Annotated in this window: 13 protein-coding genes; 11 read left to right on the top strand and 2 right to left on the bottom strand. The window is 45.0% G+C overall.

The genetic code is table 11. The features are described 5' to 3' along the window. Nucleotides 1-78 precede the first annotated feature (78 nt). From MKY44_RS20785 to MKY44_RS20760, 6 genes are all read left to right on the top strand, one after another. The gene (locus tag MKY44_RS20785; RefSeq protein WP_341008399.1) at nucleotides 79-372 is read left to right on the top strand and encodes a hypothetical protein; all 294 of its coding nucleotides are present in this window, start codon (nucleotides 79-81) and stop codon (nucleotides 370-372) included. A gap of 288 nt (nucleotides 373-660) precedes the next feature. Next, nucleotides 661-2118, top strand: a complete 1458-nt coding sequence (locus MKY44_RS20780) for a glycoside hydrolase family 1 protein (RefSeq protein WP_074096040.1) — start codon at nucleotides 661-663, stop codon at nucleotides 2116-2118. Nucleotides 2119-2274: 156 nt separating this feature from the next. Continuing rightward, entirely contained in the window at nucleotides 2275-3963 is a 1689-nt protein-coding gene (locus MKY44_RS20775) for an S-layer homology domain-containing protein (RefSeq protein WP_341008398.1), read from the top strand. A 21-nt stretch (nucleotides 3964-3984) separates the two neighbouring features. Next, nucleotides 3985-5409 (top strand): glycoside hydrolase family 1 protein, encoded by a 1425-nt coding sequence (locus tag MKY44_RS20770; protein ID WP_036617361.1) that lies wholly within the window; start codon nucleotides 3985-3987, stop codon nucleotides 5407-5409. A 233-nt stretch (nucleotides 5410-5642) separates the two neighbouring features. Next, entirely contained in the window at nucleotides 5643-6494 is an 852-nt protein-coding gene (licT, locus tag MKY44_RS20765) for a BglG family transcription antiterminator LicT (protein ID WP_036617363.1), read from the top strand. A 128-nt stretch (nucleotides 6495-6622) separates the two neighbouring features. Then, nucleotides 6623-8527 carry a beta-glucoside-specific PTS transporter subunit IIABC gene (locus tag MKY44_RS20760; protein ID WP_341008397.1) on the top strand — a complete coding sequence of 635 codons (1905 nt, stop codon included), beginning with the start codon at nucleotides 6623-6625 and terminating at the stop codon, nucleotides 8525-8527. 72 nt (nucleotides 8528-8599) lie between these two features. Here the strand turns inward: MKY44_RS20760 and MKY44_RS20755 are convergent, their stop codons facing one another. Beyond that, nucleotides 8600-9502 (bottom strand): LysR family transcriptional regulator, encoded by a 903-nt coding sequence (locus MKY44_RS20755; RefSeq protein WP_341008396.1) that lies wholly within the window; start codon nucleotides 9500-9502, stop codon nucleotides 8600-8602. Nucleotides 9503-9686: 184 nt separating this feature from the next. Between MKY44_RS20755 and MKY44_RS20750 the strand changes: the two genes are divergently transcribed. Continuing rightward, a complete protein-coding gene (locus MKY44_RS20750; protein WP_341008394.1) occupies nucleotides 9687-10274 on the top strand; it encodes an ankyrin repeat domain-containing protein in 588 nt (195 codons plus the stop codon). Nucleotides 10275-10324: 50 nt separating this feature from the next. Then, complete coding sequence (locus MKY44_RS20745) at nucleotides 10325-11668, top strand: uracil/xanthine transporter (RefSeq protein WP_341008392.1); 1344 nt, start codon at nucleotides 10325-10327, stop codon at nucleotides 11666-11668. An 82-nt stretch (nucleotides 11669-11750) separates the two neighbouring features. Here MKY44_RS20745 and MKY44_RS20740 read toward each other — a convergent pair whose 3' ends face one another. Further along, nucleotides 11751-12128 (bottom strand): PilZ domain-containing protein, encoded by a 378-nt coding sequence (locus MKY44_RS20740; protein WP_341008391.1) that lies wholly within the window; start codon nucleotides 12126-12128, stop codon nucleotides 11751-11753. Between the two features lie 188 nt (nucleotides 12129-12316). Between MKY44_RS20740 and MKY44_RS20735 the strand changes: the two genes are divergently transcribed. From MKY44_RS20735 to MKY44_RS20725, 3 genes are read left to right on the top strand one after another with little or no spacing between them, the layout of a single operon-like run. After that, nucleotides 12317-12784 carry a DUF6386 family protein gene (locus MKY44_RS20735; protein ID WP_036617374.1) on the top strand — a complete coding sequence of 156 codons (468 nt, stop codon included), beginning with the start codon at nucleotides 12317-12319 and terminating at the stop codon, nucleotides 12782-12784. A 28-nt stretch (nucleotides 12785-12812) separates the two neighbouring features. Then, entirely contained in the window at nucleotides 12813-13493 is a 681-nt protein-coding gene (locus MKY44_RS20730; RefSeq protein WP_341008390.1) for a hypothetical protein, read from the top strand. Next, entirely contained in the window at nucleotides 13453-14169 is a 717-nt protein-coding gene (locus tag MKY44_RS20725; protein ID WP_341008389.1) for an SMI1/KNR4 family protein, read from the top strand. The genes MKY44_RS20730 and MKY44_RS20725 overlap by 41 nt, the downstream gene beginning before the upstream one ends. Nucleotides 14170-14177: the final 8 nt, after the last annotated feature.

The following is a 14177-nucleotide window of genomic DNA, read 5'->3' as shown; positions in this document are numbered from 1 at the left end:
GGATTCAAGCGGCTTAAGGATGAATTGTGTCAGATAGGACCACAGGGTTACAAATGGCGATATGGGGAGTGAAATTACATGAGTATGAAAGGTATCTATTTAAAGGAGTTTAATCAGGCAAGCTGGGACTCATTTTCCGAATTGTTCGAAGAACTTGGACAAAAGATGGACCCCGCGTGGGTAGAACGAGCGCGATTACAAGGGATTCCGCCGGATATAAGTCGGGTGCTTTTGTGTGAAATGGGGGAGTACGCTTTTGAATGGATGGCGAAAGATATCCCGGCTTTAGGGGACCAAAGTCCCGCTGTTTACCTGGAAACGGAGGAGGGAGAGCAGGCATTAAGGACAGCGATTATGCGTATGCCGCGTTAATTTTTTCGATGGTGAGAGTGTGCGAACGATCATATGATCCAGTGAAGTTGATTTTGCAAAATAGATATGTTACGCTTACATTACAAGAGCAAATACAACAGAATATGCAATAACATCTTTTGATGGATTGTAACTGTGAAGACAGGCAAAACCTAAACTGATGGTGAAATGAAAGCTCCTTTTTTGGTGCTATTTTACCTTGAGTTTAGGTTTTTCTTGTTTTCTGCTCTAAATTACAGTTTTTTACCTGGAAAAACCAAAATAAATTTCGAAAAGAGGTTGTTATTCATGACCACGGCAAAAAAAGGATTCCCCGAAAACTTCCTATGGGGTGGCGCTACAGCTGCCAATCAATTGGAGGGTGCATTCGATAAGGATGGCAAAGGCCTCTCCACAGCGGACATGATCGCTCATGTTCCTAAAGAGAAGCGTACAGGCGGACATGCCATGGAAATCTCCTCTTCCCGAATTGAAGAGATCCTCTCCGGCAAAATCGAAGAACGTTTCCCGAAACGTTTTGGTATCGATTTCTACCATCACTTTAGAGAAGATATTGCATTGTTCGCTGAAATGGGCTTCAAAGTATTCCGTTTGTCCATTCACTGGGCACGTATTTTCCCGAACGGTTATGATCAAGAGCCAAATGAAGCAGGCTTGAAATTCTATGATGAAGTATTCGACGAATTGTTGAAATATGGCATCGAGCCGCTCGTTACATTGTCTCACTATGAGACACCGCTTGGCTTGACGCAAAAATATAACGGCTGGGCTGGCCGTGAAGTAATCCAGCACTATGTTCGGTATGCAGAAACGGTGTTCAACCGTTATAAAAATAAAGTGAAATACTGGCTGACGTTTAATGAAATTAACGTCATGCTGTTCAGCCCGTACACTGGCGGCGGCATTCTGATCGATAAAGTGGACAACAAGCTGCAAACCACTTATCAAGCGCTGCATCACCAATTTGTAGCAAGTGCATTGGTAACGAAGCTTGCACACGAAATTATCCCTGGTTCCCAAGTGGGTTGTATGCTTGCTCGTATGGAAACCTATGCAGCAACATGTAATCCGGTAGATGTTCGTCTGGCTCAACACGAGAATCAGATCAACCTCTTCTTCACGGACATGCATGCTCGTGGTAAGTACCCGAACTACATGGCTCGTTATTTTGAAGAAAACGACATCGTGATCCAAAAAGAAGCAGGCGATGACGAGATCTTGCTGAACAATACCGTTGATTTCATCTCCTTCAGCTACTACATGTCCGTAACCAAATCTGCATCCGCAGACAAGGAAGAAACATCGGGTAACCTGACTGGCGGCGTGAAAAACCCTTATCTGGAAGCATCCGACTGGGGCTGGGAGATCGATCCGATCGGTCTGCGCGTAACCTTGAACAACTTCTGGGACCGTTACCAGAAACCATTGTTCATCGTAGAAAATGGTCTGGGTGCATATGACCGTGTTGAAGAAGATGGTTCGATCCATGACTCCTATCGTGTGGATTACCTGAAAAAACACATTGAACAAATGAAAGAAGCCATCAAAGATGGCGTCGATCTGATTGGATTTACAGCATGGGGCCCGATTGACCTTGTGAGCATGTCCACTTCCGAAATGTCCAAACGTTATGGTTTCATCTACGTGGATCTGGATGACGAAGGTAACGGAACTCTCAAACGTTCCAAAAAGGATTCATTCGACTGGTACAAAAACGTAATCTCCAGTAATGGTGAGCAACTGTAGTTCTCTCATTTCCAGGATTGTTACCGCATAAAAAGCGGGCAAAACCTAACACGAAAGTAGGTATCTCAATGAACTTCATGGTTTTGAGAGCCCTTTTGGTTAGTGCTTGTCCGCTTTTTCATGTGTTGCCCAACATTACATTGGAGGGATTGTCGTTTGAGAAGATGGAACATGAGCACACAGAGTACGAGATGGATGCTAGCATTAACCCTGTGCCTAACCACAATCTGGCCTACAGCAGCGATTGCGGAAAGTATTGAGGTCAGTCGGATTCAGGCCAATACCTATGTTGGTGATCCTGGAGAGATGGTAGAGTCCTTTGACATTACTGTAGCGAATCCAGAGAAATATCAGAATCTGAAAGCTTCAGACTTCGAAATTACTGGCAATTATGATGGCTATCCTTTAAATGAAGCGGAAGAGATCATACAAAATGAGTATGAAGACGACGGGATAAAATTGACGATTCAGGATCATACCATCCATATGGAGGTCGAGCCGTTTAAATATCCTGGAGGTATGATTTCAAAATTTAAGGTAACGAACAAAACGTATCCAGAGCTATCTTTTGATGAGACCAATGTGGATAAGGTTGTTACCCGAACCGTCGATGATTTTGAAAAAGGTACGTACACGGGCAGCAACGGTGAAGCGTTGTCTTACCGTCTGAAGCGTAGTCCTTCCACCAACGCACAACCGCTTGTCGTATGGCTTCATGGCGGGGGAGAAGTAGGTACGGATGGTAGAAGTCATCTTACGGCTAATCGTGGAGCAGTAGTCTGGACAGAATCGGGGTATGATACTTCCGTGCTTGCTGTACAGTATCCCGAGAATTACAGTTTCAAAATTTACGATAACCCTGAACAACTGGCTAAAATGCAAGCATATTTTGTTGCACAGTATGAGCTGATCCAGAAGCTTGTAGCTGAAGGGGAGGTTGATCCGGATCGGATTTATTTGGCTGGTGTATCTAGTGGGGGTGGCGGAGCCCTTCGGTTTATGATGCAATATCCGGATCTGTTTGCAGGAGCTGTTGTCATTGCGGCCAAGGATACAGTTGCAGATTATACGGGGTCAGTGGATGGATTTAAAGATGCACTTAAAGATATTGTGAATGTTCCTATTTGGCTTCACCATGCTAAGGGTGATCCTACAACAGATAGTCGTACGAGTATACTTGCGTATGAAGCGTTGTTGGAACTAGGGAGTGATCCGGACATTTTCGTATACGATGATGATTTCATGGAAGGAAATAATCTCTATGGTGGATTGAAACATTGGTCATGGGTTCCTGCTTTGGCAAGTTATCAGACACCTGACTTTTTGTTTAATCAAGACAAAGGAATATCTGATGTCGATATATATACCCGGATGGACCGAAGAATTAAAGCGCATGAAATTGTGGATCGGACTCAGCTTGCCGTATGGATTGCTGATTTTTTGAAACTCCCAAATCCTCAATATGAAGAGAGTTATAGCGATACGTTTGAACGATGGTCTCAAAAGGCTATCTCGCAGGTTACAGAAGCAGGTGTAATGCAAGGAACGGGGAATAATAAATTTTCCCCTTTAGGTGATATAACACGAGCTCAATTAGCGGTTATTTTGGACAAAATGAAGAAAAACTTGGGTATAGAACCTGATCAATCAGAGGCGGCTATGTTTGATGACGTACCTCCGACTCATTGGGCATATGAAGCAATACGAAACAGCTCACAATACGATATTATGGGTGGCAAAGAGGCACAACTTTTTGCACCTAATGATGTGGTTGATGGAGAAGAATTTCATGATATTATGGACCGCTTGTATCTGACAAAGGCGAATCGACACTTAGAAGACTAAATAATGAGAGGAATGATTGACATGACTACACCATTTCCGAAAGACTTCCTATGGGGCGGCGCTGTAGCAGCCAACCAACTTGAAGGAGCTTATAATACAGATGGCAAAGGTCTGTCTGTTCAAGATGTAATGCCACACGGGATTACAACGCCTAGAACGGAAGCACCTACAGAAGATAACCTGAAACTGATTGGAATTGACTTCTATAACCGTTACAAAGAGGATGTTAAACTGTTTGCTGAAATGGGCTTCAAAGTATTCCGTACATCTATCGCTTGGTCCCGTATCTTCCCTAAAGGTGATGAATTGGAGCCAAATGAGAAAGGTCTGCAATTCTACGATGACCTGTTCGATGAGTGCCACAAATACGGGATTGAACCACTCGTAACGATCTCTCACTATGAGACACCGCTGCATTTGTCCAAAACGTATGATGGCTGGGTTAACCGTAAAATGATCGATTTCTACGAGCGTTATGTAACAGTTCTGTTCAACCGTTTCAAAGGCAAAGTTAAATACTGGCTGACATTCAATGAGATTAACTCCATTCTGGAGGAGCCATTCATGAGCGGCGGGATCTATACGCCAAAAGCAGAACTGTCCAAACAGGATCTGTACCAAGCGATCCATCATGAATTGGTAGCCAGTGCGCTCGCAGTGAAACTGGGTCATGAAATTATGCCTGAAGCCAAAATCGGCTGTATGGTATTGAGCATGCCTACGTATCCGCTGACTCCTAACCCGGATGATGTGGTTGCAGCAATGCATGCGGAACAGCGCAATGATATCTTTGCTGATATCCATGCACGTGGTTACTATCCAAAATACATTAATCGTTATTTCAAAGCGAATAATATCAATATCAAGTTTGAAGACGGCGATGCTGAAATTCTTAAGCATACCGTAGACTTTATCTCGTTCAGTTATTATGTAAGTATCTGTGAGACAGGTGATCCCGAGAAACGTATCGAAGGAAAAGGAAACTTGTTCGCGGGTGTGCAAAACCCTTATCTCAAAGCGAGTGAGTGGGGCTGGCAAATCGATCCGCAAGGACTGCGCGTAACCTTGAACAAATACTGGGACCGTTATCAAAAACCATTGTTTATTGTCGAAAATGGTCTGGGTGCAGTAGATGAGCTGATCACGGACGAAAATGGCAATAAAACGGTGAACGATGATTACCGTATTCAATACTTGAATGACCATCTGGTACAGGTGGGCGAAGCTCTTGAGGATGGCGTAGAAGTGATGGGGTATACGTCATGGGGCTGTATTGACCTGGTAAGTGCTTCAACAGCAGAGATGAAGAAACGTTATGGTTTCATCTATGTAGACCGCAACAATGACGGGTCAGGAACATTGGATCGTTACAAGAAAAAATCATTCCATTGGTACAAGGAAGTTATTAGTACCAATGGCGCAAGTCTTAAGAACAACAATGAGTAAATACTAGTTCTTAGAGCTTAGTTCTACAAGCACCTTCATCTGTCACATTAACGCACATTAACCGCTTTCACAAAAACATTGTCATATGGATAATTATATGGTAAGATGGGCCTAAGGCTAATGAATACTGGATTGTTACTGTTCAATCAGGCAAAACCAGAAGCAGGGCATATTTCGTGATCTGCTTTGGTTTTGCCTTTTACTACTTTGACGGTGCAAGGTGATGTGAAGAAATGAAAATTGAGAAGGTGCTCAACAACAACGTAGTTACCGTAATTGATCCGGGAGGAAACGAACTGGTCGTTATGGGACGTGGAATTGCCTTCAAAAAGCATACTGGTGAATCGATTGACGAAAGTCTCGTCGAAAAAATATTCTCGCTTGAAAGTAAGGAAGTATCACAGAAACTTAAAACACTTCTGTCTGATATCCCGGTTGAATATGTCGAGTGCTCGGATGAGATTATCCGTTATGCCGAGACGGTGTTAGGTGAGAAGCTGCATGAGAGCATCTACATTTCACTGACGGATCATATTCATTTTGCCATTGATCGACATCGTCAAGGATTGCAGATCCGTAACGCATTGTTCTGGGAGATCAAGCGCATGTACCGGAAGGAATATGCCATTGGACTCAAGGCGCTACAGATTATTGAGGAAACATTAGGTGTCCTGCTACCCGAAGACGAATGCGCATTCATTGCAATGCATCTGGTTAATGCCCAGATGAACGGTGAGATGAGGGAAACGATCAGTATTACGAACATTGTTAAGGACATACTTAACATCGTAAGACGTAGCTTTGTGATTGAACTTGATGAAGATTCATTGAGTTATTATCGATTTTTAACTCATCTGAAGTTCTTTGCCCAACGTGTGTTGCAAGGAACGGCGATTGAAGATAAAGAAGTAGATAATCCGCTTCATGACTTGGTGAGCAAGCAGTATCCTGAAGCACATGCATGTGCAGTAAGGATCAGTGACTATACGCGTAAGATCTATAATCGGGTGTTGTCCAAGGAAGAAATACTGTATCTGACCATTCATATTGAACGAATTGTCAGAAATGAACAAACAATTGAATAAAGTTGGGATTGTTACTGCTAAAAAGGCAAAACCTAAACGTTGAATAATGATAAGCTTTTCTGCTTTGTCATTATTCAACGTTTAGGTTTTTTTTTAACCTTCATTACACATAAAAGGAGCAAAACACAATGGATAAACAACAATTGTCCAAGGATATTTTGAAGCTTGTTGGTGGCGAAGAGAATATCGATCAAGTCACACACTGTATGACAAGACTCAGATTTAACCTGAATGACAACCAAAAAGCGGACAAAGCGACGCTGAAAAATACACCAGGCGTTATGGGCGTGATGGAGAACGGTGGACAGTTCCAGGTTATCATCGGTAACGATGTGCCTATCGTGTATAACGCACTTGTTGGCAACATGTCCAAATCACCAAACGCAGATAATGCAACCTCAAGCGCTTCAACTGGGGAGAAGAAAAAGAGAAATCCGGTAAGTGCGTTATTCGATTTCATTTCAGGTATATTTACGCCGATTCTGCCAGCGATTACAGGTGCTGGTATGATCAAAGGGATCGTGGCTATCCTGGTAGCACTGGGATGGTTGTCCGATACCAGCTCGACCTACATTATTTTGTCAGCAATCGGTGACGGTGCATTCTACTTCCTGCCAATCATTCTGGCGATCAGTGCTGCACGTAAACTGGGTAGCAATATGTACATTGGGGCAGCACTCGCCGCGGGTATTATGCATCCAACGATTACCGCGTTACTTGCGGAAGGGGATTCGACATTCGCAGGCATTAAAGTCATTGCCGCAACTTATTCCTCCACAGTAATTCCGATCATTCTCGCCATCTGGATTGCTTCTTATGTAGAGAAAGCCGTTGATCGTGTAACACATGCTTCACTTAAACTCTTGGTTGTTCCAACAGTAACACTGTTAATTATGGTTCCACTGACATTGATGACAGTAGGTCCATTGGGTACAGTTCTTGGTAATGGTTTGTCCGGTGGTATTTCATGGTTGTTCGATAACATGTCCATCTTCGCAAGTATTCTGATTGGTGGTACGATGTCACTGCTGATCATTACAGGTATGCACTATGCGTTGCTGCCAATCGTTGTTGGTTCAATGACAACACTGGGTTACGACTTTATCATTCCATTGATGTTTGCAGCTAACTTGGCTCAAGGTGGCGCGGCATTTGGTGTAGGTCTTAGATCGAGAAATGGCAAAACTAAATCCCTTGCTTATTCCACAGGTCTTACAGCTATCATGGGGATTACAGAACCAGCGATGTACGGTATCAACATGAAGTTCAAAAAACCGTTTATTGCAGCCCTTATCGGGGGAGCGGTTGCCGGTGGGTTCATGGGTATCTTCAATGTTAAATCGTACGTTATTACAGGACTTGCAGGTCTGCCGAGTGTGGCAGCATTTATCAGTCCGGCAATTAGCACATTGCTCTATGCGTTGGCCGGCGGTTTGATTGCCATCGTAGTTGCGGCAATCATTACGTATATCTTGGGCTTCCAGGAAGAAAGTGAATCCCAACCGGTAGCACCAGCAGCAGAGCCTGCACCAGCAGCAACAACAACTTCTGCTGTTGTAACTGAAGAAGCAAAAGCACAAGATGAGCAAATCTTCAGCCCAATCACAGGTGAAGTTAAACCGCTGAGCGAAGTGCCGGACCCTGCGTTCTCTGAAGAGATTATGGGTAAAGGATTTGCGATTCAACCATCTGAAGGACGTGTGGTTTCTCCAATTAACGGTACTGTGTTCTCGTTATCGAAGAGCGGACATGCTATTGGTCTGGTAAGTGATACAGGCGCAGAGATGTTGATTCATATCGGAATTGATACCGTGAAGCTGAAAGGTCAATTCTTCTCTCCTAAAGTTCAAGCAGGTGCGAAGGTTGCCGTAGGTGATGTACTGATGGAGTTTGACCGGGAACAGATCGAAAAAGCCGGTTATACAACGATTACACCAGTCATTATTACAAACATGCATCAGTATGAGTCCATCGAGTCTGCTGGTCGCACTACGATCAAAGAAAAAGACTTGTTGTTCACAGCTAAAGCTTAACCATAAAAATGAAACAGCAGCTTCACCGGAATGTAATCCGGTAAAGCTGCTGTTTTTTTTGCTTATAGCCTTTTACACGGGAAGCATACCCTGCACCAGTTGCACAAAGTGTTGTGCAGGCTTGGACAGATAACGGTTCTGCAGCCAGACCAGCGCCGAGCCAACCGTGGAATGCTGGTCCTGAATGCGATATACGTGAAATGGGTGCTCGTGATATAGCTGTAGTACCGTATGAGGCACGATGGAACTGGCGAAGCCGAGTCGGACTAGCTCCAGCAACATATTAATGTCCGAGCATTCGCCCATGATGGAGGGGGTAACCTGGTGCTCCCGGAACTTGTCCAGAATCAACTCGAACATGCCGAGTCCTTCTGTACTTGGAAGTAGTAGAGGGATGCCTGTAAGCTGCTCAAAATAAGTCCCCATCTCTGCTCCTACGCCCATCTCTGTCGGGCTATCCAGCGGTGTTGAAGAAATATAGAAAAGGGGCTCCTGTGGCAGATGTAGCACCTCATAACGTTCAGTCTGGACAGGCATGCGTACACAGGCAAGTTCAACTTTGCCATCTTCCAGCAATCGGCATAATTGCGCAGATTCATTTTGTTGAATTTTATAGGTAACCTGTGGGTGGGTGGTGCGAAACTGTTGCAGTGCTTGCGGGATCAGGCGATCCGATATGGTATTGATGCCGATGGCGAGTTTGCCCCGTATGCCGTGACGGAAACTTTGCATCTCCATTACAGCTTCCTCCATATATTTGGTCAAGGTAACCGCATAATCATAGAAGCTGCGACCCGCCTGCGTTAGCTCCATCATACGCCCTTTGCGTTCAAACAAGATTACGCCAAGTTCTTCCTCCATTAACTTAAGCTGCTGACTTAAGGGTGGCTGAGCCATGTGAAGTCTTCGGGCTGCTGCTGTAATCTGTTTCTCCTCAGCAATGGCAATGAAATAGCGACATTGTTTGATATCCAAGTGGTTGTTCTCCTTCGCCTGCAATGTATATGTAATTCGTATGGAAAGGCAACAAAACATGTATTTTTAATATACTACGATCTTATGTTACCATACATTAGATTTGCATACCTGACTAACAGGGTTTGGTTTCTATATGAATATTACTGTATGAGAAAGACCTTGAATTGGAGGATAAAACAACGTGGTTAGAACAATACATGATGCTGCTCAAGCGGGCCATACCGATGAGGTCATTCGATTTATTACACAACAGGGTAGCCGGTTGAACGAACGTGATGCATTGGGGCGGACACCTCTGCTGGCTGCGGTGCATGGTAACAAGATAGACACGGCAAGGATGTTAGTGGACGCCGGAGCCGACATTAATCTTCGGGATGCACGATTGGACAACCTGCTGTTATACGCGAGTGCTGAGGGTATGTATGACATGGTCGAATTGGCGATTACAGCAGGTGCAGATACGAGGTTAACAAATCGTTTTGGCGGCACAGCCCTTATCCCAGCAGCGGATCGGGGTCATGTGGACATTGTGGAGCTTCTGCTGACACGCAGTGATGTGGATGTGAACCATATCAACAACCTGGGGTGGACAGCCTTGCTGGAAGCGGTCATTTTGGGAGATGGTGGGCCGCGTCACCAACAGATTGTTGCTTTGCTTTTGCAATATGGTGCAGATCCAAAGATCGCGAATCGGGACGGGATTACACCGCTTGCACATGCGCGCAAGAATCAATATACCGAGATGGAACGACTATTAACCCAAGTCTGAAGAGACTTATACATTTATGATACAGAACAGTGAAAGGATATTCCAAACGAATGAACAGACATCAAGAGCATTTTTTACAAAAGAATATGAAGGACGTATCTTCACTGATTTTGGCAGGTATACAGTGGTTTTTCTTCCTGTTTACCAATACCGTTGTTGTTCCGCTATCCATTGGACATAATTTTCATCTGTCTCCGGATGCCATCGCTGCCTCCATGCAGCACGCATTTATCCTTACCGGAGCAGTGTGTATTCTTCAAGCTGTATTCGGTCATCGATATGCGATTATGGATGGTCCGTCAGGATTATGGTGGGGATTGACCCTAAGTTTGACGGTATCTGCTTCATCGGCCGGTATGAGTCTGGAGCGTATTGGCGGTGGACTGGCTGCAGGTTTTCTGTTAGCGGGACTAACGATGGTGATTCTGGGTTGGCTGGGAGCAGCGCAAGTGCTGCAAAAGCTGTTCACACCTATGGTGAAGAGTGCCATGTTGTTCCTAATGACGATTCAATTAACCATGAATTTTTTCAAAGGTATGATTGGATATACGGAGTTTGGCCGCTTCGATCTGCCTGTTGCCGCATTGTCCGTTGTCATTGCATTTTTGGTGGCATGGATTCAATTGAAGGGCAGGGGGAAACTGGGGAACTACGCAATCTTGATTGGGATTGTGGCAGGCTGGATCGCGTATAGTCTATTGTTCCCTGGACAGCATAGCGGACAGCCGAATCAGACAACAACAGGCCTAACGCTGTTTCCATGGGGAGCACCCAGATGGGAACCGGGCATTGTCATTACTGCTTTCTTCGTAGGGCTGGTGAACATGACGAATTCGATCACCACATTAAGCACAGTTGAGAAACTATACCGGACAGAAACAACAAGCCGTCAGTATAGGCATTCCTATGCACTAACGGGTCTGTTCACGATGTTGTCAGCCTGTGTAGGTGTGCTGCCCTTTGGTTTATTTGCATCATCGATCGGGTTCCTGGAGAGTACTCGCATTCTGCGTCGTGCTGCCTTGATTATTGGAGCGGGGATATTATGTGTGATAGGTCTTACACCTTCAGTAACAGCATTTTTTGCACAAATACCACCAAGCGTCGGCAGTGCTGTTCTGTTCGTGGCTTATCTTCAGATGTTCGGCACGGCACTTAGAACGCTTGAAGGTACGACGTTTAATTCTAAAACGATCTATCGTGTAGCGCTGCCGGTCCTCACGGGAGTTGCGGTCATGAATATTCCTGCTGAGGCCTTTCAAACCTTGCCCATGTATCTTATTCCAATCATAAGCAACGGTCTAGTCATTGGGGTATTGGTCTCACTCGTTCTCGAAAAAACCGTGAACTGGTCCAAAATGGAACAACCAGTGACAGTTAGTAAAGCAGCTTAAAGAGTTTCATCTTGCGACAGTCCAATTTGATTGGGCTGTTTTTTTGTTGTTCTTTTTGTTATCAGGTTATATGGCTAGTTCACTATTTCACGATGATTTTACCTTGTCCTGCAAGCATTCGCATCTCTCGGGAAAGACGGTCCTGGTTCCCATCCTGCATTTCGAGTTGAACACCATAATGCCATGAGGTATTTTTTTCTCGACCCCAGCGGAGAGTGCCTTCCATATATAGAGGGTCTTCAAAGAGCAGCATATTCATTCCAATCCGAATATCGTTATTCTCTACAGGAAGGGACAGCGGAAATGACAGCTGACAGCCGGATCGACTGATATCGCAGAGTTCGGCCTGAATGGGTTTGGCTGGTGCGTTAACCCCGTTGATGCTGAGAATATAGATCTCAAAGTGGATCGGTTCCTTCAATGTGTAGCGAAAGGGTTCTTTTCTATTGTTAATTGACATGGCTTGGCTTCCTCCATCAGGTTCAAAAAAAGTCAGTTATGCTTATATCGACCATTTGGAGCGAGAAATGAAGAGTTGCGCAAGCAGAGATGGTCCATGGGTTCCTTTTACACGTGTATCAGGCTTGATATAATGATGGAATATATTTCTGAGGTCAGACCTGGATCAGGCAGAAGGGACGGGCGAATATGAGAGGAACATTTCAAATGGTTACAGATACGGCAACATTGTGCCTGTATGATCTGGCAGCGTTAAAACATCGGCTTGAGGATACTTCGGACTGGTGGTCCATTCCAGTGGATGAGCTGGCTGAGGTGAATGCAGGTCATTGTCTGTTCTTGAATCTGGGTGCGGATGGAGTGTATGAGGTGGAATGGAGCTTGGAGGATGTAGAGGAGGATTCAGATCCAGATCACGCAGCGGAACGGGAAAAGGTGTATCATCTGCAAGTTCCGTCTGGGCACGTCTATCTGGGAGCGGCGGATGATGTCACTGGCGGTGAATTGGAGCCGGATGAGACGTGTGAAGGGGTTCTGTTTCAGTTAAAACCCGGAAATTATGCGTGTATCGTCTCCAGAGAAGCCAGTCGGATCACCATTGTCATGACACCAAGTATTCAGGGAAATAACACGCTGGATGAATTAATCCGGATATAGTGTACATATACAAACAGGAGGGATTGATATGCAGGATTGGAACGAGATAACGATGATGAATGCAGATGCCCTGCGTAAACGAATGAGAATACTTGCTGCATTGGATATCATTTTTTCGGAGGAAGAATGGCTACGCGTTCATCATTATGAAGATAAACTTCAGCCAGGTCTGGCATGGGGAAACATCAATAACGGCGCAGGTGATCATCTGCATGTCTTGTTTACGAACTCAGGCACGTTGATCAAAGGATTTGATCATGAGTCACCCTTGAGCCCACATGCTCGTGAGGACGGAGAAATCTACCCGGGCATGTACGATGAAGTACCAGAGGCCTTGATGGCTGTACTGCGAGATCATGAGGAAACGTTGGATATGGAGGATGTGACCTTTTGCCTATGGCAGGAAGGGAACGACTTGTCATGGAAGGTTGGTAACTGGATTCAGCTGGCGATGACCGAGGAAGACAAAGCGGACGCCAGAGGTGGTGCGGAATTTTTACTTGGATATATAGAGAAGAACTCGGAAGATTACGTTGATTGGGCCAAAGGGTACTACGACTTGCAGGATCTTCCGTTGGAAGCCGTAGCTGAAATATATGAAGAAAAACCGGTGACCGCCAGCTTGATTAAGCAGTTGTGTCCTGAGCGAGATGTGGCAGCAGCACTGGATGAGTTACAGCAACGCGGGTACGCCGTGGGACAAACGTAAAAGAGTAGCTAAGGGAGATGGGGAAGCCATGTACAAGATGCAATTGGAACGTATGCGTGAAAAGTTGATCACTCTCCGAAGTCTGGACCTGGATCTGGACCTGTTCGGTGCAGAAAACCATGAATATGAATTGGAGCCTGTGTGGACGCAGGAGGATATCACGCAATTTGAACAGAAATGGCGAATTAAGTTGCCGGAGGAGTATAAGGTATGGCTTCTTCATATGGGAACGGGTGGTGTAGGACCCTATTATGGTCTGGAAAACCCGAATGACGGTGTATACGCTGTGCTTGGTTATGATGATGAGCTGAATGCGATCTCGGACCCTTTTCAATTCACGGAAGCATGGAACTGGAACTATGATTGGTTTGATGACAGCAAGAAAGAAGAGGAATGGGATGTGCTGGAACATGAATATCTTGATCCGAAATGGTCAGCAGGGATGCTGCGCATTAGTGATTTTGGTTGTGCTATTTCCATGAATCTGATCGTTAAGGGAGCCTCCTACGGAGAAATATGGGTTGATGACCGGGCCAACCGCAATGGAATATATCCTGATCAGTATTGGGGCAATACGAATCGACTACATTTTCTGGACTGGTACGAATTATGGTTGGATCATTCAATCCATCAAATCCACGAACAAAAGCAACAATCTGGAGCGAACGAAGTCTGAAGGAGGAG

Source organism: Paenibacillus sp. FSL R7-0026, from assembly GCF_038004485.1.
In the GTDB taxonomy this organism is placed as follows: Bacteria; Bacillota; Bacilli; order Paenibacillales; family Paenibacillaceae; genus Paenibacillus; species Paenibacillus xylanexedens_A.
This window is presented reverse-complemented; position numbering and strand designations above follow the sequence as displayed.

Bases quoted from the DNA above. Each gene is read 5' to 3' on its own strand.
- MKY44_RS20785 (WP_341008399.1), top strand. From the start codon at position 79: ATGAGTATGAAAGGTATCTATTTAAAGGAGTTTAATCAGGCAAGCTGG.
- MKY44_RS20780 (WP_074096040.1), top strand. From the start codon at position 661: ATGACCACGGCAAAAAAAGGATTCCCCGAAAACTTCCTATGGGGTGGC.
- MKY44_RS20770 (WP_036617361.1), top strand. From the start codon at position 3,985: ATGACTACACCATTTCCGAAAGACTTCCTATGGGGCGGCGCTGTAGCA.
- licT (WP_036617363.1), top strand. From the start codon at position 5,643: ATGAAAATTGAGAAGGTGCTCAACAACAACGTAGTTACCGTAATTGAT.
- MKY44_RS20760 (WP_341008397.1), top strand. From the start codon at position 6,623: ATGGATAAACAACAATTGTCCAAGGATATTTTGAAGCTTGTTGGTGGC.
- MKY44_RS20745 (WP_341008392.1), top strand. From the start codon at position 10,325: ATGAACAGACATCAAGAGCATTTTTTACAAAAGAATATGAAGGACGTA.
- MKY44_RS20740 (WP_341008391.1), bottom strand. From the start codon at position 12,128: ATGTCAATTAACAATAGAAAAGAACCCTTTCGCTACACATTGAAGGAA.
- MKY44_RS20735 (WP_036617374.1), top strand. From the start codon at position 12,317: ATGAGAGGAACATTTCAAATGGTTACAGATACGGCAACATTGTGCCTG.
- MKY44_RS20730 (WP_341008390.1), top strand. From the start codon at position 12,813: ATGCAGGATTGGAACGAGATAACGATGATGAATGCAGATGCCCTGCGT.
- MKY44_RS20725 (WP_341008389.1), top strand. From the start codon at position 13,453: ATGAGTTACAGCAACGCGGGTACGCCGTGGGACAAACGTAAAAGAGTA.